The following is an 18,823-nucleotide window of genomic DNA, read 5'->3' on the forward strand; positions in this document are numbered from 1 at the left end:
ACAGTGTTACTGAATAATAAACGAGGTAAATAAAACGTCGGTCACGTCCTGCGGCTCGCCGTGTTCCTCGAACGGCTCCTTGACCTGGGCGATGATTTCCGCGCTCAGCTGCTTCTTGCCCTCGGGCGTGTTGATCTCCGACGCATGCTTGCCCGACAACAGCAACAATAAGCGGCTGCGCACCTTGGGCATGTTGTTCTTGATCAGCTCCACTTCCTCCAGGCCCGACACCTGCAGCGTGAACGCCAGTTGCAGGTATTGCTCGCCGCTATCCTCCGGCTGCAGGTTGACGGTGAACGGCTCGATCGGCACGAACACGGGCGGCCCGGCTTTGACTTGCTTGTGTTTGCCCTTGGCCGGCGCCGCCTCGTCCGCTTTCCCATGCAGGAAGAACCAGGCCGCGCCGCCGCCGATCCCACCCAGGGCCAGCACGGCCGCCACGATGATGATGATCAGCTTCTTCTTGCCGCCACCGCCAGCCGGTGCGGCATCCGCTTTGGGGTCAGCCTTCAATTTGGGATTCGCTTTCAAAATAAGCCTTGCATCGTGCGGTAGTGGTTCATGCCGTCATTATGTCATTATCGGGAAAGACTGCGCATCAGCATCTGTGGAAAAGAGGGCGGAAGCGGGCCTTGCTCGGCGTTTCCTTGATGAAACAGGCAACAATGCGCAGCACAACGGGGACATGACACACTGGCTGGCGTGTGTCACGTCCCCGCAGGTTCGGGGTGGGGCGCTCAGGCGAAGGTGTCGACCGCGCCGGCCGGCAGGCGCCGCACGGGCGGGGCGCTGCGCGGCGCCGGTTCGGCGCTGTCGCGGCCAAAGCGGGCGCCACCGTGGCCGCCAGCGCCGCCGCCGCCCGACTGGGCCGACGCGGCTTGCTGCTGGAAGTTGTTGTCCTGGTTGCTCATGCCGGCCGAGACGGTGGCGTTGCCCAGCTGGATGCCGGCGTCGCCCATCATCTCACGCAGCTTGGGCACGGCCGCCTCCAGCGCCTGCCGCACTTCCGGCTGGGCCGACGAGAACGCCACCGTGGCGTGGTCGTTCGACACGCTCAGCACCACTTGCAGCGGCCCCAGGTCCGGCGGGTTCAGTTCCATGGTGGCGCTTTGCTCGCCGCCGGCGGCCATGAAGACGATCTTCTGCCCCAGTTGCTGGTCCCAGCCCGGCGTGCCGACGCGGGCCGGCAGGCGCTCCGTTGGCACGGCGGCGGTGGCGGCCTTGGCCACTTCCAGCCCGGCCACGGCGGCCGGGGCGACAGTATTGGGGGCCGGGGCGGCCGCGGCGGGCGTGGCCGCCTTCAGTACGGCGGCCGCTTCGGCCGGCGTGGCCTTGGCGACGGCGACGGGGATGGGGGCGTCCGGCGCCGGCCGTTCGCCACCGGCTTGCAGTGCAGCCTGGTCCGCCGGCGCGGCCTTGGCCTTGAGCTGGCCGGCGCTGTCGGTGCCGGCATCGGCCTTGGCGCCATCGGCCGCGCCCAGCTGGGCCAGGGTGGTGTCCTTGGTGTCTGGCGCGGCGTCGCCGGCGCTGGCGGCGGCCGGTTTGGCGTCGCGTACGGCGGCCGGCGTGGCGGGCAGGGCGGGCATGGCCGCGGCGCTGGCGGCGGCACTGTCGGCGGCGGCCGCGGCGGCGGCAGCGGCGGCACCGGCCGTCGCCGCGGGATCGGCCTTGGCGCTTGCCAGGGCTGCGTTCGCTTGCGTCAGCGTGGCCTGGAAATCTTCCGTGCCGGCCGCCTGGTCGGCTGCCGCCTGCAGCAGCGCAGGGGCGGTGGCGCTGGCCGTGGCGGCGGCTGCGTCGGGCACAGCGGCGCCGGCGGCGGCGCCCTGTGCGGCCGGGGCCGTCTGGCTGGCCGCAGCTGCCGGCGCGGCGGCGGGCGCTGCTGGCGGGTTGAAGGCGGCGACCAGGGCCAGCATGTCGGCCACCGGGCCGTCGAGCGCGGCCTTGGCGTCGCTCTGGGCATCGTCCGTCGCGCCGTCGGCAGCCTTGGCGGTGGCGGCGGCCGCGCTGGTGCTGTCGGGGGCGCTCCGGGCGCCCGGCTGCACGGGAGGAGCGGCATCCTTGTCCGCAGGCGCCTCCGGTGCCTGGGCCTGTCTGGCGGGCGTGGCCTGGCGCGTCGGCATGGTGCTCTGGCGCGGGGCGGCCGGCGCGGCCGGCTGGCGCTCGGGCGCGCGGGTGGGCGCGTTGCTGCTGGCGTTGGCCGACTGGCGCTGTTCCATTTCGCGCGACAGGGCGCGCTGGAACTGGTTGTCCTGGCCGTTCGCGTTCAGGCTCACCTTGGGCGCCGCGGCCGCGTTGGCGGTGATGGTGGGCAGGGGAAGGATGGGAGTTTGCATGGTTGCGCCGTTATGGTTGGTTGCCGCCGCGTTCAGCTGAGCGGTGCGATTCAGCGTTTGTAATATGCCTGTCGTGCTGCGTGTTCGTCCATCTGCTTCTGGTCGCGCTTGGCTTCGAGCTTGAGCGCGGCGGCCGCCGCCCGCTCGTTGAGCGTGGCGTAGGACATGCGCTTGCGCTCGCTGGTTTGCCAGGCCTGCTTTTCCTGCGCGCTGCGCTGCTCGGCGTGCCGGATCACTTCCTGCTGGCCCGTGATGGCGTTGTCCAGCTTGCCCATGAAGGCCTGGAAGTTGCGGTAGGCCATGGGGGTGATGCCGGCTGCCTGGGCCGCCTCGAAGCGCTTGACATACTCGTCCCGGTAGCCGATCAGCATCTGGTGCTTTTGCTCGGCCTCGGCCACGGCTTGCAGGGCCGCGCCCAGCCGCTTGGCGGCGTCGTCGGTTTCCCGCTGCGCCAGCTCAATCAGGGTTTTCAGTTGAGATTGGGATGCCATGATCAAGCATTATAGGCGCCCTGTCTGACGGGCAATCAGTCGAATAGCGAGGTAAGTTGCCCCAAGCTCTCGCTCATGGTGACCCGTTCCGTGATCTGTTGCTGGAGGAAGTGTTCGATCTTGTCATGCAGGGCGATGGCCTGGTCCAGCACGGGGTCGGTGCCCGGCGCGTAGGCGCCCACGCTGATCAGGTCGCGGCTGCGCTCGTAGCGCGAGAACAATTGCTTGAGGTTGCGCGCCTGCACCTGGTGCTCGTGCGAGGTGATCGAGTGCATGGCGCGGCTGATCGATTGTTCGATGTCGATGGCCGGGTAGTGGCCGGCCTCGGCCAGGCGCCGGTTCAGCACGATGTGGCCGTCCAGGATGGCGCGCGCCGAGTCGGCGATCGGATCCTGCTGGTCGTCGCCCTCCGTCAGCACGGTGTAGAAGGCCGTGATGGAGCCGCCGCCCAGTTCGCCATTGCCGGCCCGCTCCACCAGCACCGGCAGCTTGGCGAACACGGACGGCGGATAGCCCTTGGTGGCGGGCGGCTCGCCGATGGCCAGCGCGATCTCGCGCTGGGCCATGGCGTAGCGGGTGAGCGAATCCATGATCAGGAGCACGTTCTGGCCCTGGTCGCGGAAGTGTTCGGCGATCGCCGTGGCATAGGCGGCGCCCTGCATGCGCATCAGCGGCGGCGTGTCGGCCGGCGCGGCCACCACCACGGAACGGGCCAGGCCTTCCTCGCCCAGGATTTGCTCGATGAATTCCTTGACTTCGCGGCCCCGTTCGCCGATCAGGCCGACAACGATCACGTCGGCCTCCGTGTAGCGCGCCATCATGCCCAGCAGCACGGATTTGCCGACGCCGGACCCGGCGAACAGGCCCATGCGCTGGCCCCGGCCCACGGTCAGCATGGCGTTGATGGCGCGCACGCCCACGTCCAGCGTCTCGACAATGGGGGCGCGGCCCAGCGGGTTGGCGGGGCGCACGTTGATGGGGGCGCTGTCGTGCGCATGCAGCGGGCCCAGGTTGTCGAGCGGGCGGCCGGCGCCATCGAGCACCCGGCCCAGCAGTTCCGGCCCCACGGGCAGGTGACGGGCCCGGTCGCTGGGGCGGCGGCGCGGATGGGCCACGCTGCCGGGGCGGGGAATGGCCGGTTCGACCGGAAACACGCGGGTGCCCGGCACGATGCCTTCGACGTCGCTTTGCGGCATCAGGAACAGGCGGTCGCCTTCGAAGCCCACCACTTCGGCCTCGACCTTGCCGCCGCTGGGCAGGGGCACGGTGCAGGCCGCGCCCACGGCCAGGCGCAGCCCGACCGCTTCCATCACCAGGCCGGCCACGCGCGTGACGCGGCCCGACACTTGCATCGGTTCCACGAAACTGACCAGGGTGGCGCAGTCGTGCAGGTAGGCTTGCCAGCGGCCGGCGTGGGCGTTGGCCGGGGTGGCGGGGCCGGCCGGACCGGCCGGCGCGGCGAGGGTATCCATGCTGTCCATGCTGTCCATGTATGGTGCGTCAGGCCAGCCAGTCCACGTCCTTGCCCAGCGCGTGGGTCAGGCGCTGCCAGCGCGAGGCGGCCTGGGCGTCGATCTGGTTGCTGGCCGTATCGACCTTGCAGCCGCCGCGGCCCACGCTGGGATCCTCGATCACGCGCCAGCCGCCCTTGTCCAGTTCCTCGCCTATGCCTTCGCGCACCACGGCCGCGTCATCGGGATGCAGCACCAGCAGCGCCGGCTGTTGCAGTACGGGCAGGTATTCGATCGCTTCGCGCACCACGGGCAGCACCAGTTCGGGCTTGACCTGCAGCGCCGTCTTCAGCATGCCCTTGGCCAGTTGCAGGGCCAGCTCCAGCACGTCGTTGGCGATCAGCTGGTCGGCCTGCTGCACGGCCGTGCTGAACGAGGCCGTCAGCGCGCGCAACTGTTCCAGTTCCCTGGCCGACTCGATCTTGCCCAGCGCCAGCGCGTCGGCGTGGCCGGCCGCGTGGCCTTCCTCGTAGCCTTCGCGCCGGGCCTGTTCGCGGATCGCTTCCACTTCCTCCACGCTGGGGTAGCTGGGCGGCGGTGGCGGCGGCGGGCCGACCTCGGCCAGTTGCCGCTCGTGTTCCTGCAAGGCTTCCTGCATGCGCTGTTCCAGCAATTGCTGGGCACGCGCCGCCTCCTGCGCGTGCTGCTCGGCTTCGCGCGCGGCCAGCGTGCTGGGGCGGTGGTCGCCGAACGACGTCATCTCCCAGCGCTGGAACGCGGTCTGCTGTTCTTTCGGGATGGTAGCCATCAGACGAAGGAATCCTCACCTTTGCCGCCAAGCACGATCTGGCCTTCGTCGGCCAGCCGGCGCACGATTTGCAGGATCTGTTTCTGCTGGGTTTCCACTTCGGACAGGCGCACCGGACCTTTCGATTCCAGGTCTTCGCGCATCATTTCGCCGGCGCGGGCCGACATGTTCTTGAAGATCTTGTCGCGCAGCTCCTGCGAGGCGCCCTTCAAGGCGATGATCAGCATTTCCGACTGCACTTCGCGCAGCAACAGCTGGATGCCGCGGTCGTCGATGTCGATCAGGTTGTCGAACACGAACATCTCGTCCATGATCTTTTGCGCCATGTCGTTGTCGTAGTTCTTGATGTTGTCCATCACCGAACCTTCCTGCTCGCCGCTCATGAAGTTCAGGATCTCGGCCGCCGCGCGCACCCCGCCCAGCGACGATTTCTTGATGTTTTCATTGCCGGACAAGAGCTTGGTGAGCACGTCGTTCAGTTCGCGCAGCGCGGCCGGCTGCACCCCGTCCAGGGTGGCGATGCGCAGCACCACGTCGTTGCGCAGGCGGTCGGTGAAGTTGCCCAGGATCTCGCAAGCCTGGTCGCGTTCCAGGTGAACCAGGATGGTGGCGATGATCTGCGGGTGCTCATTGCGGATCAGTTCGGCCACGGAGTTCGAATCCATCCACTTCAGGCTTTCGATACCGGAGGCGTCCTTGCCGCCCAGGATGCGCGACAGCAGCACGGACGCCTTGTCGTCGCCCAGCGCCTTGGTCAGCACCTGGCGGATATACTCGTCCGAATCGAGGCCCACGGTGGAGGCGGCTGCCACCTGGTCGCGAAAGTCGTCGAGGGTGTCGACCACCTGCTCGTGCGGCACGTTCTTCATGGTGGCCATGGCCGCGCCCAGCTTGAGCACTTCGCGCGGGCCCAGGAATTTCATCACCTCGGCCGCTTCCGTCTCGCCCATGGCCAGCATCAGGATGGCCGCTTTTTGCAGTCCGGTATTCTCAGTCATTGGCGCCTACCCACGCTTTGATGATGTTGGCCACGATGCGCGGATCGTCGGCCGCCAGTTTCTTGGCCATGGCCAGGTTATCCCGGTACGAGCGGGCCGTATTCTCTTCCATCTGTCGCAATTCCTCTTCCGCGATAAGGGCCGCGTCCGGTTCTTCCACCACCGGCTCCGGCTCTGGTTCCGGTTCCGGCTCCGGCGCGTTGATTTCGTCGATCTTCTTGAACACGGGGCGCATCATCGGGCGCACGATGCGCAGGAAGATGTACAGCAGGATCAGGGCTGTGATGAGGAACTTGGCCAGTTCCTTGGCCATCGGCAAATTGGCCGGATCGCGCCACCAGTCCAGCGCCGCCTCGGCCGGCCGGTCCACGCCGTCGAACGGCGAGTTGGCCACGCTGACGGCGTCGCCACGCTCCTGATTGTAGCCCATCGCTTGCTTGACCAGGTCGTTGATCTTGGCCATTTCCTCAGGCGTGTAGGGCTTGACGGTGACCTTGCCGTTCTTGTCGATGATGCGGCGGTAGTTGACCACCACGGCCACGGTCAGGCGGCGCAGGCCGCCCATGCCGCGCTGCTCGTAGCGCACCGTCTTGTCGACTTCATAGTTGGTGGTCGATTCCTTGTGGGTCTGGCCATTGCCGCTGCCGGTGGTGGCGCCGGGCGGGGTGCCGGGCGCGGGCGCCGTGGCGCCGGGCCCGTTGGCCGTCAGCGGCGCCGTGGCCGTGCCCGGCGGCTGGTTCGACAGCGCGCCCGGTATGCCGGACGGGTTGGTGTTGCCGGTGCCGCCAGTCTCGCTGGTCTGCTGGCTGCGGATGGCCGAGGCGGCCGGCGGCGAGTTCGGCTTGTAGGTCTCGGCCGCCTGTTCGACCTGGGAAAAGTCGACATCGGCCGTCGCTTCGGCCCGCACATTGTTCTCGCCCACGATGGGGATGATGATCGATTCGACTTGCTTGATGACGGCGTTCTGCAGCTCTTTGACGTACTTGAGCTGAGTCTCGTCCATGTTCTTGGCGTTCAGCGCCGCGTTGCCGTTCTTGTTCAGGTCGGAAATCAGGTTGCCGGCCTGGTCCACCACCGTCACGTTGGCCGGCAACAGTTCCGGCACGCTGGAGGCGACCAGGTGCACGATGGCGCTGGTTTGCTGCGGGTCCAGCACGCGGTTCGGGTGCAGGTTCAGCAGCACGGACGCGGTCGGTTTTTGCTGGTCGCGCACGAACACGGACGGCTTGGGCAGGGCCAGGTGCACGCGCGCCGATTCGACCGCCGACAGCGACTGGATCGAGCGCGCCAGCTCGCCTTCGAGCGCGCGCTGGTAGTTGACCTGTTCCAGGAACTGCGACACGCCCAGCTTCTGGTTTTCCATCAGCTCGAAGCCGACGTTGCCGCCCTTGGGCAAGCCCTGGGCCGCCAGCTTGAGGCGGATGTCGTGCACCTGTTCCGTGGGCACCAGGATGGCCGTGCCGTTGTCGGAGAACTTGTGCTTGACGTTCATCTTGTCGAGCTCGGCCGTGATGGCGCCGCCATCGCGGTCGGTGAAATTGGAGAACAGCACGCCGTACTCGGGCGGCTTGTTCCACAGCCACAGGGCCAGGATCACGGCCAGCACGCCGGCGGCCGCGCCCCCGCGCATGAAATTCTTGCCCATCGGCGTCTGGATGAAGGGCAGCTTTTCCGCCGCCTCGTCGGGCGCGCTCGCTTGCTCTGCTGCGTCGATTTCGCGTTCTTCGGCTACGGCCATGGTGGGTGTGAGATTCTCTGAGTGTCGCTATCCAATCCCGGCACGGGAATTGGGCCTGATACGGATTATCGCCGGGAAACGGGCGATTCAAACGGTCAAACAGAGCCCCGTTTGCCCGCCTGCTCGAGGCTGCCGCTGGCGTCCGGACTGCTATTCTGGCAGCCTGACAGTGCCTATTGTAACGTGGCACTGTCTCCCTGACCGCCGGAAAGTGTTCCGCGGTAGCAACAAATTGGAGTCACTATGAGAACAGGTGGTATCGACAGCAGCCAGATCCAGGCCATGATCGCGCAGCTGAAAGCCCACGCCACGCGGCCCCAGGCCACGCCGCCCGTGGTCCAGACGGAAACCCCGGCCGCCAAAGTCAATTTCGCCGACGCGCTGAAAAATTCGCTCGACGCCGTCAACGCCAGCCAGGTCAAGGCCGAGACCCAGGGCCAGCGCTTCGCCATGGGCGATGAAAGCGTGAGCTTGTCGGACGTGATGATTTCGATGCAGAAGGCCAGCATCAACTTCCAGGCCACCATGCAGGTGCGCAATAAACTGGTGACGGCGTATCACGACATCATGAACATGCAAGTGTAATCAAATGATCATTCAATGATAATAGGGCGGCAGCGGGCCGCGCTGGCCCGCCCGCTCAGCCCAGGCCGGCCAGGCGCGCGTTGCGCTCGCGCTCGAGCTTGGTGATGTAGCGCTGCACCTGGGCCAGCATGGTCCGGGGGATGTCGATGAACTGGCAACCGAGGCGGCGGTTCGACTTGTTGTTGAGCAAAGTCATGTCGAGCGAATTGCGGATCTGCAAGGTCGTGACGATGGCGCCCACGTCGGGCAAGTCGATGCGGCAATCGGCGTAGTTGCGGCCGATGGTGTCGCCCAGCAACAGCTTGTTGTCGAGGATGGCGATGCCGCCGCAGCTGATGTCGGCCAGCGGGAACGGGTGGTTGCCGCCGCCCAGCTCGGCCGGCAGCGGTATGGCCACCCGCACCGGGTTGCTGACGGGCGTGTTCATGCGATAGTACTCGCGCCGCTGCAGGCGGATCAAGGTGGCCGGCACGGCCATGCGGAAGGCCGGGTTGCCCCGGTACAGGCACTTTTCCACCTTGTCGGAGGAAAACAGGATGCGGATCTTGTCCAGCGTCGTCTCGAAATGGACGGCCTTGGCGCCCAGCACGCGCTGGTTCTGCTCGCGGTCGATCGAGCAATCGAGGATGACGGTGTTGTTGTCTGGCTGCACTTCCAGGATGGACGTCACGCACACGTCGGCCTCGCCCTGCACCACCATGCGGATCAGCTGGTTCTTTTCGCCGATACTTTTCAGCAGGGCGATGATCTCCCGGCGCGACTCGACTTCGAAGTCATGCCAGTTTTCCAAGTCTGCTTCCAGTCGTAGTGATTGCATCGCGTCCAAATCGGGGTCTAGGGTTCGGTGAGCGGCAGGCTGGTGTCGGGCGGCGCGGGCAACGGGGCGCCAGCCTTTTGCGCTGATTCAATATGATATAGCCAGGCCAACAGTTCCGCAATTGTACGATACAGGGTGGGCGGGATCTGGTGGTCGAGGTCGATTTCCATCAGCAGCGACACCAGTTCCTTCGATTCATGCACGAACACAGCGTGCTCCTGGGCCACGGCGATGATCTGCTCGGCCACCAGGCCACGGCCCTTGGCCACCACCTTGGGCGCGGCCGCGCCCGTCTGGTAGGCCAGCGCCACGGCGCTTTGCAGCGGCCGGCGCGGCGCCTCACGGCTCATGGCTGTCTCCGGCCTGGGTGGCATCGGCGGCGATGGTGAGCGAGGACAGCGGCGCCCCGGCCGCCGCCATCGCCTGTTCCAGCCTATCCGCGTAGGCGCGCAGCGTGACGGCCGACTGGTCGGTGTCCGTTTGCAGCTGGATCTGCACCTGGTCGCCGGCCAGCGTGACGGTGGCGGCCACCTTGCCCAGCAGGGGGAAGCGGAAGCGCACGCCGCTGCGCCACACTTGCTCCGGCTGGCCGCCGGCGCTGTCGCGGCCGTCGCGCTGGTGCTGCTCGTGCGGTTCGCGCCGCACTTCCCACTGCATGGGCTGGCCCGGCCATGCCTCGCCCTGCCACTGCACCCGGCCTTGCTCGTGCGCGTGCAATTGCTGGTTGATCATCAGGGCCGCCGACAGGTCCGGACCGCTGGCCTGGGGCCGGGCGCCGCCATCGGCCAGGGCTTGCTGCTGGCGCTGCATCTGCGGCTCGCGCATCAGCTCGGCCAGGCTGCGTTCGCCCTTGACCCATTCGGCCACGTGCGATTCGTAGAACAGGCCGCTTTGCGAGATGGCCGCTTGCAGGTGCTGGGCCAGTTGTTCGGGCACGGGCGGGGCGCCGGCCGCCACCAGCGGCGACTTGCCCGTCAATACGACGGCGGCGCCGGCCGCGGTGGCGGGCGCGGCCGTCAGTACGGTGGTCAGCACGCGCGCGGCCGCGCTCAGCGTGGGTGGCGGCGTGCTGGCATCCAATGACGGCAATGCGCTGGCGGGAATCAGGGGCGCCTTGGCCAGCAGGGCGGCGCCGGCCGTGGCCGGGCGCGCGTGATCGGCGGCACTGGCGCCCGCGCCGGCCTGCGCCAGGTTGGCGGCCTGCGCGGCGGTGGCGGTGGCCGCCGGCGCCGCGCCGTTGGCCGCGGCGCCGGCATTTTGTGGGCCGGCCGGCAACGGTTGCTGTGCGGTGGCGGCCTGGGCTGCAGCCTGCGCGCTGGCGGCCGTACCGGGGGGCGCGCCCGACGGGGCGCCACTGGCCGTTCCCGGCAGGCGGGCCGCGCCGGCGGCGGCCGTGTCGGCAGCAGGCGGGCTGGGGTGATAGAGCTGGGCGTCGGCGGCGGCGCCGCCGGGCGGCGCTTCGCTGTAGACGAGGGGGGCGCCGGCGCCGGGGGCGTTGCCGAGCTGGAAAGTGGGACGGGGCTGGGCCGCGATCACCGTCAGCGGCACCTCGCTGCCCACTTGCACCCCGGGCGGCAGCAGCATGCGGGCCGCGTTGTCGGCCACCCGCACCAGGAAACTGCCGTCAGGGTATTTCGACAGCACCGTCGCTTGCAGCGACTGGCCCACCAGCGCCTGCAGGTTGCGCTGGAACGCGGCCTGGCGGCCGTCGCCGATGGGCGGCGTGCCGTGCACGGCGTCGGCCGCGGTCAGCGGGCCGACGTTGACGTCCAGGCGCGGCAGCATGGCTCCCGCCGGGATCAGACGCTGCCGTAGGCGTTGACCAGGCGCCGTTCCGTGCCGGTGTTATTGATCAGCTTGGACAACTGGGCCATCCACGGCATGGTCAGGTCGCGGATCTGGCGGTCGGCGTTGAGCATCTGCCGTATCAGTTCGATCTTTTGTTCGCGCTGGGCGCCCTGCATGGGCGCGGCCGGCTCGTGCGCGCGCAGGCGCTGGGCGTGGGCGGCGACGCGCTGCTCGAGCAGCACCAGCAGGTCCCAGTCGCTGGCCGTGGCGGCCCGCACCATCTGTTCCGTCAGTTCCGCCATGGCGGCGTACACGGTCAACACTTCTTTGCTGGTCATCATCGTTCAGGCGCTCGCAAGGCTAGGGGTGGGGGTGGCGCGGCCGGTGGCGGCCGGGGCATCGCCGATGGCGTTCCAGGCGTCGCGCAATTCCGTCAGCAGGCGCTGCACTTCCTCCAGGATGGCCGGGTCGTTCTGCAGGTTGGCCGTCAGCAGGCGCGCGCTCATGTATTCGTACAGGGCGTCCAGCCCTTCGGCGATCTCGCCGCCGGCCTTCTTGTCGAGCGCGGCCCGCAGGCCGCTGTCGATGATCATGATGGCCTTCGAGATCGACTTGCCTTTTTCACCGATATTGCCACTGCGCATGCTCGCCAGCGCCGTGTTGATGGCCACCAGGGCGCCATCGAACAGCATCACGATCAGCTTGTGTGGGCTGGCGGCGAGCACGCCCGTTTCCATGCCGATCTTGGCATAGGCGTGCACGCCAGTTTGTCGGGATCCGAACATAGGGTATCTCCTGTCAATTAACCGTTCTTGGCGATGGACGCCAATTGTTGCGTCAAATACGAGGCGGTCGAGTTCAAGCTGGCCACCAGCGTGTCGAGTTTGGTGTACTGGGCGCGGTAGCGCGCCTCCACGTCCACCAGGCGGGCGCTGAGCGCATCCTTTTGCTTGCCGATGTCCTTGACCGACTGGTTCAGGCCGGTGGTGCGGCCATTGATATAGCCCTTGGCGCCCAGGTAATTGCCGGCCAGCGTGTTGAGCTGGTAAGCGTAACCCTGGGAAAAACCGATGCTGCCCCGTGAACCGATGGCCGTGCCGGCCACGGTCAGTTTGAGCCCGGCGACCGGGGCGCCGTCCGCGCCGGTCAGGGTTTGCCCGTCGCCGGTGGCCGAATAGCCGCCGATGGTGCCGGCCACGTCGACCCCGGCCACCGGGGTGGCGGCGCCGAACACGGAGGCCACGCTGGTGCCCGTGTCATCGTTCAGGCTGATATTCGATTGCGCACCATAACGGTTCGATTGCAGCTTGAGGGTGCCGTCGGCGCCGACCGTGGCGCTGATGGACCAGCCCGCGTTGGCGAAGCTGCTCACGCCGTTGATCGACGATTGCAGCTCGGTGGCCAGCTGGCTGGGGGTATAGCTGCCGGCAGGCAGCGTGATGGTGGCGGTGCTGGACGCCGTGGCCGTATCGTTGAGCTTGACGGTCCAGGTGGTGTCGCTGTCGATCACGGTGGTGGCGGGCAAGGCCGCGGCGCTGGTCAGGCTGCCCTGGGTGGCCAGCGTGGTGATGTCGACCGCGTAGTCGCCGGCCTGGGTCGATGCGCCCGAGCTGACGAAATTGATGTCGCTGTCGGTGGTCTTGCCGACGGCCGCGAACAGGCCGGCGATGTCGTTGAAGTTGCTGGTGATGGCCTTGTTCAGCTTGGACGAGTCCAGCGTCAGCGAGCCATCCTTCTGGAATGCGATGCCGACCTGCGACAGATTGGTCAGGTTGCCCTTCAGGCCAGTCAGCTGCTGCGACATTTGCGCCCGCAGCGCCGATTGCAGGCTGCGCACGGTGGAGTCGCCCAGCAGCGGGCCGCCCGTCTTGGTGTCGGCATTGTAGCCGCTCAGCTGGCTGATCTGGTTGTTCAGGTCGTTATACGCCTTGACGAAGCCGTTGACCGACGTGGTCAGCGTGCTGGTATCCCTGGCCACGGCCAGCGTCGAGCTGCCAGTCTTGTTGACGTTGACCGTGACGCCGGCGATGGCGCCGCTGATGGAGGTGCTGCTGCTGCTGACGGCGATGCCGTTCACGTTGGCCAGGGTATCGAGCGCCGACGCCTTCTGGCTCAGGTTCTGGGTGCCGCCGGGATCGTAGCCGAGCAGGTTGACGAGGTCGGCGTCGGGCGGATTGCCGCCGCTGCCGCTGAGGGTGATGCGCATGGTCGACGAGGCGCCCGTCGCGCTCGAGGTCAGCACCAGGTGGTTGGGCGTGGCGTTGGTGCCGGTGGCGCCGTCCGATACCAGGCTGGCCGTGACGCCGAAGTTGCCCTTGTTGATGGCGTCAGCGATGCCTTGCAGCGTGTTGTTCTTGCTGTCGATGACGATGTTGCCGGAGGTGCGGTCGGGGTCGGCGGCGAAGGTGGCGCCCTGGTAGGCGCCGCCCACGCCGGCCGTCAGGCCGGCGGCGGCCGGATTGGTGCCGCCCACCGTGATGGGGCTGGCGTCGGCCGACACCAGGCTGATGGCACTGATGGCGGTGGTGCTCGAGCCGCTGTTGGCCGTGCCGCTGTTGCCGATGCCGCCCGTGACGGCGCCGCTGACGGCCTCGCTCACGTTGATGTTGGCGCCGTCGGCGTTGGTGAACTGCAAGGTGCCGGCGGCCGCGCTGCCGCTGACGGTGATGTTGGCGTCGGCCAGCGCGCGCGTGACGGCCGTGTCGCCGGTCAGGGCCGTGTCGAGCGCGGCCGCGTTGATGCTGCCGGCCGCGCCGGCGGCCACGCCGGCCGCCTGGCTGGCGACCTGCACCCCGCCCACCGTCAGCGCATAGGTGCCGCCGCCGCTGGTGTCGACGGCGCCAAAGGTGCTGGCGCCGGCCGCGCCGAACAGGGTGGCGGAGGTCACGGTGGCGGCCGCCTTGGCCGACACGCCGGTGGTGCCGCTCTTGGCGTTGATGGCGTCGGCCAAGAGGCGCGCGCTGCGGGTGCTGCCATCGGTGCCGATGGCCGTGCCGTTGATGGTCAGCGCACCGGGCGTCAAGCCGCCGGTGAGCACGCCGGCGCCCAGCGTGGTGCCGTTCAGGCCGAAACTGCCGCCGCTGACCGAGCCCAGCGAGAAATTGATGGTGGTGGTGCCGCCCAGGCCGATGGTCGAGGTGGTGCTCTTGTAGCCGCCCGAGGCCAGCGTTTGCGCCTGCGCCACCTGGGTGACGTTGACCCGGTAGTTGCCCGGCAGCGCCTTGGTGGTGGCGCTGGCCGACAGCACGCTCGAATCGCTGGGCGTGGCGGTGAGCGACTGGAAGCTCGACAGCGACGTCAGCGGGGAGAGCGCGCCCTGGAACGCGCCCAGCGCGCTGGACAGGTTGCCGAATGCCGAGACCTGGGCCAGGTAGCTGGCTGATTTTTTGTCGAAGTCCGCCAGTGGGGCGGACTCCACCTGCATCAGCTTGCTGACGATGCCATTGATGTCGAGACCGGACCCGATGCCGGGAGAAGAAATGCCCACGTTGGACTCCTGTAGAAAGCAACAATATAAGACATTATCGGCGCGTTCAAAGAGGACTTGAGAGGGGGAAATGCCAGTCTGTTTGGCTTTCGCTCAAAAAATGTGCAGCGACCAACACGGTCGCGCGGGTGCGGCGGCGGGCGGGATGGATGGCCACGCGGGGACGGGGCGGGCCTGATCGGCACGGGACGCATGCCTATAGCTTAGCGCAAGCATGCCATGATGGAAGGAAAAGCGGCGCGCCCCAGGCGCGCCAAGGCGGTGCGCCAAGGCGGTGCGCCAAGGCGGTACGGCCGCTTCAGGCGGTCTGCTTGATCAGCAGGCCGGCGTTGTGGCTGGCGTTGCCCAGCGATTTGGCGATCTCCAGCGCCTCGGGCGAGGGGATCTGGCGCAACACTTCCTTGGTGGTCTGGTCGATCACCTTGACGACGGTGCGCTTGCTGTCCTTGTCGATGGAGAACTCCAGTCCCTGGGCGCGGGCCTGGGGCGACTGGTTCAGTTGCGACACGGCTTGCGACACCTGGTCCAGCGTGGGGACGGCGCCCGCGCCTTTCACGGCGGCCGCCGTCTCGACGGCCGTGGCGGGGGCGCGCGCCGCGCCGCTGGCGGCGGGGGCCGCATCGTAGCCGGCAGGATGGCGCTCGATCGGGCGTGCTGCCGGGGCAGTGCTTAATGCGTCGATGGTCATGATGGTTCCTGTTTGTGCAAAATCCCCGGCCGCACAAGTCGACCGGGGAACCGGGTTTTAACGATGTAGGTCCATCGTCACACGGGTTTAACCACGCAGCAGCGACAGCACGCCGTTCGGCAGCGAGTTGGCTTGAGCCAACATCGCGGTGCCAGCCTGCTGCAGGATCTGGCCACGGGTCAGGTTGGCCGTTTCCGCCGCGAAGTCGGTGTCCTGAATCCGGCTACGGGAGGCCGACAGGTTTTCCGTCGTCGTTTGCAGGTTCGAGATGGTCGAGGCGAAACGGTTCTGGATCGCACCGAGCGAAGCGCGGTTGCTGTTGATGGCGTTCAGCGCCGAGTCGATGGTCTTCAGTGCCGCGTTCGAGCCGGCCACGGTGGACACGTCGATCTTGGCCACCGATTGCAGATCCGAGCCGGTGGCGGCCGTGACGATGGCCGTGGTGCCGGTCGAGGACAGCGAGAAGCCCGAGTCGGACGAGAAGTCCAGGTGGCCGCCGACGGTCATGCTGGAGCCGGAACCGCCGATGGCTGCCGAGGTCGTGGCCAGCACGGCGGCGACCGACCCATTGGCCGGCTTGTCGTAGCCGCGCATGGTGGCGGCGGTCAGCAAGTCATCCGAAGCGCCGTTGGTGTTGGTGATCTGGATGTCGGCGCCCGAGCTGTTGACCAGTGCCAGTTCCTTGGTGCCGGTGGTCGGGTTGGACTTGATCGAGGCCGAGATGCCGGTGGTGTTGCTCTGGGCATTGATGGCCTGGGCCAGTGACGACAGGTCGCCGCCCTTGATCTTGGCCGAGATGGTCACGGCGGTCGAGTTGGCGTCCGCTTCGATCGAGTTGTCGCCGCGCAGCTGGAACTGGACCGAGCCGTCGGTGCCGGTGACCAGGCCTTGCAGGGTGGCGCTGGTGGTGGCCAGTGCCGTCACGCCCGAGGTGCCGCTTTGCGCGTTGACGTTGGCGGCGATCTTCTTGGCGCTGTCGCCGGTGGTGACGGCGATGTCGGTCTTGGTGCCCGTGCCCGAGGTGAAGGTCAGCGTTTCGTTGGCCGTCACGTTGTTGGCGGTGCCGCCCACGGCTTCCGAGATGGCGGTGCCGCCGAAGGCCGAGGTCAGCGTGTTGTTGCCGATGTCGGTCGCCTTGGCCGATTGCACGCCAATATTGATGGTCTGGTTGGCGTTGGCGCCGACCTGGAACTGGGACGAGGTCAGCGAGCCGTCCAGCACGTTCTGGCCGTTGAACTGGGTGGTGTTGGCGACGCGGTCCAATTCCTTGGCCAGCGACGAGACTTCATTCTGGATCGACTTGCGGTCCGAATCGGAGTTGGTGCCGTTGGCCGACTGCACGGCCAGTTCGCGGATACGTTGCAGCAGGTCACCAGCGGTGCTCAAACCACCTTCGGCAGTTTGCGCCAGCGAGATGCCGTCGTTGGCATTGCGGGCTGCCTGGGTATCGCCGCGGATCTGCGAAGTGAAGCGCTCGGAAATGGCCAGGCCGGCGGCGTCGTCCTTGGCGCTGTTGATGCGCAGGCCGGAAGACAGGCGTTGCAACGAAGTCGACAGCGAAGCTTGCGAGGTGTTCAGATTGCGTTGAGCGTTCAGCGAAGCGATGTTGGTGTTGATGGTTTGGGTCATGATGTTTCTCCAGACTAGGTTGGGCTACGTGCTCATTTCACTTTGGTCTGTCTCCGCGTTCCGAGACAATCAAACCGCTGTTGTAATGTGTAACGGTTGCCCCACGGGAAAATTTAGGTAAAAAAAGGCGCGAAATTTTCACTTGCGGGGCTAAACGTTGGCCGCCCATGCCCGCTTAAACGACCGCGTTTGGCGAATCTTTAGGGCGAAAATAATTATATTTTGGCCTCTATTTCCGTGGAATTTGGGCAGGGTGGGGCCGATTTCATGGTCTGGAAAGTAACTATCGCGGGCCGCCCAAGCGAAAAAAAGGCCGGCGCCATCGCTGGCGCCGGCCCTGGGCGGGTCGGATCAGGGGACGAGCCCGTCAGTCGGCCACCACCACCCGGTTCTTGCCCGACTGCTTGGCCTGGTACATGGCCTTGTCGGCCCGCTTGACCAGTTCGCCCTGGTCCTCGTTGGGACGGCGCAGCGCCACCCCGGCCGAGAAGGTGATCAACACTTTCTCGTTATCGTGCAGGAAGAAATGCTTGGTCAGCTCGCGCTGCAGCCGCGTCATCGTCTGCGAGGCCGCCTCCACCGTCGTCTCGGGCAGCAGGATCAGGAATTCCTCGCCGCCGAAGCGGGCGATCACGTCCATCGAGCGCAGCGTTTCCTTGACGATCTTGACCAGGTGTTTCAGGGCCGCGTCGCCGGCGATGTGGCCGTAGGTGTCGTTCAGGCGCTTGAAGTCGTCCAGGTCCAAGAGGGCGATGCACAGCGGCGTGCCGCGCCGGTCCGAGCGGGCCGTCTCGCGTTCGAACACGTCGTCCAGGCCGCGCCGGTTCAGGCTGCCCGTGAGCTGGTCTTCGCGCACCAGCTCGCTCATGTGCTGCAGCTTGGCTTCGAGCGCGTGGATGCGCTGCTCGGCGTCCTGCACTTCCTGGCGCGCCAGCACCATCTTGTCGCGCGCCTTGAGGGCCTCGTTCTGCACGATGCGGGTCTCGCGCAGCACGTCGTCGAGGATCTGGTTCAGTTCGGCGATGTTCTCGGCCCGGCTGATCTTTTCCGAATAGCCGCCGATCTTTTCATGGAAGTCGCCCGTGGAGGCGGCCACCTGGCCCAGGCGGTCGATGAAGGTCATCATCATGTTCTTGACGGTGAGCTTGACGTCCGACAGGCTGTGCTTGAGCTGGCTTTGTTTGTAGATCACATCCTTCAGGCTGCGCGTGGCTTCCTCCAGCGCGCGCTGGTCGATGGGGCCGGCGATCAGGTTTTGCACGGCGTCGATCTGGCCGCGCAGCCAGCTGTCGTCGTCCAGCAGTTCGCTGACGTTCTCCAGCAGCAACTTGAACAGGCGCAACAGCAATTCCTGCTGCTCGGCCGAGTCGCCGCTCTTGAGTTCGATCTGGTAGCACAGTTGCTTGAGGCGCACGGCGATCTCGGCCAGCGCTTCCTCGCTGTGGGCTTGCTTGGTGGCCGCGCCCAGCGATTCGGCCTCGGCCACCAGGGCCGGCGCGCCCGTCAGCAGCGAGGCGACGGCGAAGGTGAGGGTGCGGCTGAGCAAGTCGCGCAGCATGCGGCTTTGCTCGGAATCGGGGGCGGCGGCCGTCTCGATGCCTTTCTTGACGGTGATGTGCTTGTCCACCAGTTGCGACAGGGCCTTGGCGTAGCCATCCCAGTCGCGCGACTTGACGGCGCGGTTGAAGCGGCGGCCAAACTCGGCCAGGTCGCCGACACCGTCGGCCATGCGGTTGGCAAAGCCCGTCAGCACGGTTTCCGGTCCCGGGTCGGCGCTGCCCAGCACGGCCGGCGCGGTCGCCGGCGCCGCCGGCGGCAGGCCGGCGATTTCCAGGTAGATGTCGCGATAGGCGTCGGGCGTGGGCGCGATGCGGCGCACGGCCAGGCGGCGGAATGCTTCGCGGGCGATGTCGGCCGGGTTCTGCTCCGCCGCGGCCGCAGGGGTGGTTTTGCTAGACATGGTTGCGCACAGCCTCTTTCAGTGACTCATTCCTATCATGATAGGCGACA

Annotated in this window: 17 protein-coding genes; 1 reads left to right on the forward strand and 16 read right to left on the reverse strand. The window is 67.2% G+C overall.

Annotation, left to right across the window (positions count from 1 at the left end):
* Positions 1-6 precede the first annotated feature (6 nt).
* The 7 genes from fliL to fliF all read right to left on the reverse strand — a co-directional run bounded on the left by fliL (position 7) and on the right by fliF (position 7,819).
* Positions 7-513, reverse strand: a complete 507-nt coding sequence (gene fliL, locus H3H36_RS09185) for a flagellar basal body-associated protein FliL (RefSeq protein ID WP_182216742.1) — start codon at positions 511-513, stop codon at positions 7-9.
* Positions 514-737: 224 nt separating this feature from the next.
* Positions 738-2,333, reverse strand: a complete 1,596-nt coding sequence (locus H3H36_RS27515) for a flagellar hook-length control protein FliK (protein WP_182216535.1) — start codon at positions 2,331-2,333, stop codon at positions 738-740.
* A gap of 50 nt (positions 2,334-2,383) precedes the next feature.
* Entirely contained in the window at positions 2,384-2,824 is a 441-nt protein-coding gene (fliJ, locus tag H3H36_RS09195) for a flagellar export protein FliJ (RefSeq protein ID WP_182216538.1), read from the reverse strand.
* Positions 2,825-2,859: 35 nt separating this feature from the next.
* On the reverse strand, positions 2,860-4,296 hold the full coding sequence (gene fliI, locus H3H36_RS09200; protein WP_182216540.1) for a flagellar protein export ATPase FliI: 1,437 nt from the start codon (positions 4,294-4,296) through the stop codon (positions 2,860-2,862).
* A gap of 28 nt (positions 4,297-4,324) precedes the next feature.
* Positions 4,325-5,083, reverse strand: a complete 759-nt coding sequence (locus H3H36_RS09205) for a flagellar assembly protein FliH (protein WP_182216542.1) — start codon at positions 5,081-5,083, stop codon at positions 4,325-4,327.
* Positions 5,083-6,081 (reverse strand): flagellar motor switch protein FliG, encoded by a 999-nt coding sequence (gene fliG, locus H3H36_RS09210; protein WP_182166554.1) that lies wholly within the window; start codon positions 6,079-6,081, stop codon positions 5,083-5,085. Before fliG ends, H3H36_RS09205 begins: the two co-directional genes overlap by 1 nt.
* Positions 6,074-7,819 carry a flagellar basal-body MS-ring/collar protein FliF gene (fliF, locus tag H3H36_RS09215; RefSeq protein WP_182216544.1) on the reverse strand — a complete coding sequence of 582 codons (1,746 nt, stop codon included), beginning with the start codon at positions 7,817-7,819 and terminating at the stop codon, positions 6,074-6,076. The genes fliG and fliF overlap by 8 nt, the downstream gene beginning before the upstream one ends.
* Positions 7,820-8,062: 243 nt before the next feature.
* Between fliF and fliE the strand changes: the two genes are divergently transcribed.
* Positions 8,063-8,404 carry a flagellar hook-basal body complex protein FliE gene (fliE, locus tag H3H36_RS09220; RefSeq protein ID WP_182216546.1) on the forward strand — a complete coding sequence of 114 codons (342 nt, stop codon included), beginning with the start codon at positions 8,063-8,065 and terminating at the stop codon, positions 8,402-8,404.
* A 55-nt stretch (positions 8,405-8,459) separates the two neighbouring features.
* On the opposite strand, the gene H3H36_RS09225 is transcribed toward fliE, so the two are convergent.
* From H3H36_RS09225 to H3H36_RS09265, 9 genes are all read right to left on the reverse strand, one after another.
* The gene (locus H3H36_RS09225; protein ID WP_375539584.1) at positions 8,460-9,194 is read right to left on the reverse strand and encodes a flagellar brake protein; all 735 of its coding nucleotides are present in this window, start codon (positions 9,192-9,194) and stop codon (positions 8,460-8,462) included.
* A gap of 44 nt (positions 9,195-9,238) precedes the next feature.
* Positions 9,239-9,571, reverse strand: coding sequence for an EscU/YscU/HrcU family type III secretion system export apparatus switch protein (locus tag H3H36_RS09230; RefSeq protein WP_182216551.1), 333 nt, complete (start codon positions 9,569-9,571; stop codon positions 9,239-9,241).
* Entirely contained in the window at positions 9,561-11,006 is a 1,446-nt protein-coding gene (gene fliK, locus H3H36_RS09235; protein WP_182216553.1) for a flagellar hook-length control protein FliK, read from the reverse strand. Before fliK ends, H3H36_RS09230 begins: the two co-directional genes overlap by 11 nt.
* Before the next feature lie 14 nt (positions 11,007-11,020).
* A complete protein-coding gene (locus H3H36_RS09240; RefSeq protein ID WP_182216555.1) occupies positions 11,021-11,350 on the reverse strand; it encodes a flagellar protein FliT in 330 nt (109 codons plus the stop codon).
* A gap of 3 nt (positions 11,351-11,353) precedes the next feature.
* Positions 11,354-11,794 (reverse strand): flagellar export chaperone FliS, encoded by a 441-nt coding sequence (gene fliS, locus H3H36_RS09245; RefSeq protein WP_182216558.1) that lies wholly within the window; start codon positions 11,792-11,794, stop codon positions 11,354-11,356.
* A gap of 17 nt (positions 11,795-11,811) precedes the next feature.
* Positions 11,812-14,496, reverse strand: a complete 2,685-nt coding sequence (gene fliD / locus H3H36_RS09250; protein ID WP_182216560.1) for a flagellar filament capping protein FliD — start codon at positions 14,494-14,496, stop codon at positions 11,812-11,814.
* A gap of 298 nt (positions 14,497-14,794) precedes the next feature.
* A complete protein-coding gene (locus H3H36_RS09255; RefSeq protein WP_182216562.1) occupies positions 14,795-15,184 on the reverse strand; it encodes a flagellar protein FlaG in 390 nt (129 codons plus the stop codon).
* Positions 15,185-15,271: 87 nt separating this feature from the next.
* Positions 15,272-16,813: a flagellin N-terminal helical domain-containing protein gene (locus H3H36_RS09260; protein WP_182216564.1), complete on the reverse strand. Its 1,542-nt coding sequence runs from the start codon at positions 16,811-16,813 to the stop codon at positions 15,272-15,274.
* A 367-nt stretch (positions 16,814-17,180) separates the two neighbouring features.
* Complete coding sequence (locus tag H3H36_RS09265) at positions 17,181-18,773, reverse strand: GGDEF domain-containing protein (protein WP_182216566.1); 1,593 nt, start codon at positions 18,771-18,773, stop codon at positions 17,181-17,183.
* Positions 18,774-18,823 lie beyond the last annotated feature (50 nt).

Origin of the sequence: Rugamonas fusca (assembly GCF_014042365.1) — a bacterium.
Lineage (GTDB): Bacteria > Pseudomonadota > Gammaproteobacteria > Burkholderiales > Burkholderiaceae_D > Rugamonas > Rugamonas fusca.

Bases quoted from the DNA above. Each gene is read 5' to 3' on its own strand.
- H3H36_RS27515 (WP_182216535.1), bottom strand. From the start codon at position 2,333: ATGCAAACTCCCATCCTTCCCCTGCCCACCATCACCGCCAACGCGGCC.
- fliJ (WP_182216538.1), bottom strand. From the start codon at position 2,824: ATGGCATCCCAATCTCAACTGAAAACCCTGATTGAGCTGGCGCAGCGG.
- fliI (WP_182216540.1), bottom strand. From the start codon at position 4,296: ATGGATACCCTCGCCGCGCCGGCCGGTCCGGCCGGCCCCGCCACCCCG.
- H3H36_RS09205 (WP_182216542.1), bottom strand. From the start codon at position 5,083: ATGGCTACCATCCCGAAAGAACAGCAGACCGCGTTCCAGCGCTGGGAG.
- fliG (WP_182166554.1), bottom strand. From the start codon at position 6,081: ATGACTGAGAATACCGGACTGCAAAAAGCGGCCATCCTGATGCTGGCC.
- fliF (WP_182216544.1), bottom strand. From the start codon at position 7,819: ATGGCCGTAGCCGAAGAACGCGAAATCGACGCAGCAGAGCAAGCGAGC.
- fliE (WP_182216546.1), top strand. From the start codon at position 8,063: ATGAGAACAGGTGGTATCGACAGCAGCCAGATCCAGGCCATGATCGCG.
- H3H36_RS09230 (WP_182216551.1), bottom strand. From the start codon at position 9,571: ATGAGCCGTGAGGCGCCGCGCCGGCCGCTGCAAAGCGCCGTGGCGCTG.
- fliK (WP_182216553.1), bottom strand. From the start codon at position 11,006: ATGCTGCCGCGCCTGGACGTCAACGTCGGCCCGCTGACCGCGGCCGAC.
- H3H36_RS09240 (WP_182216555.1), bottom strand. From the start codon at position 11,350: ATGATGACCAGCAAAGAAGTGTTGACCGTGTACGCCGCCATGGCGGAA.
- fliS (WP_182216558.1), bottom strand. From the start codon at position 11,794: ATGTTCGGATCCCGACAAACTGGCGTGCACGCCTATGCCAAGATCGGC.
- H3H36_RS09255 (WP_182216562.1), bottom strand. From the start codon at position 15,184: ATGACCATCGACGCATTAAGCACTGCCCCGGCAGCACGCCCGATCGAG.
- H3H36_RS09260 (WP_182216564.1), bottom strand. From the start codon at position 16,813: ATGACCCAAACCATCAACACCAACATCGCTTCGCTGAACGCTCAACGC.
- H3H36_RS09265 (WP_182216566.1), bottom strand. From the start codon at position 18,773: ATGTCTAGCAAAACCACCCCTGCGGCCGCGGCGGAGCAGAACCCGGCC.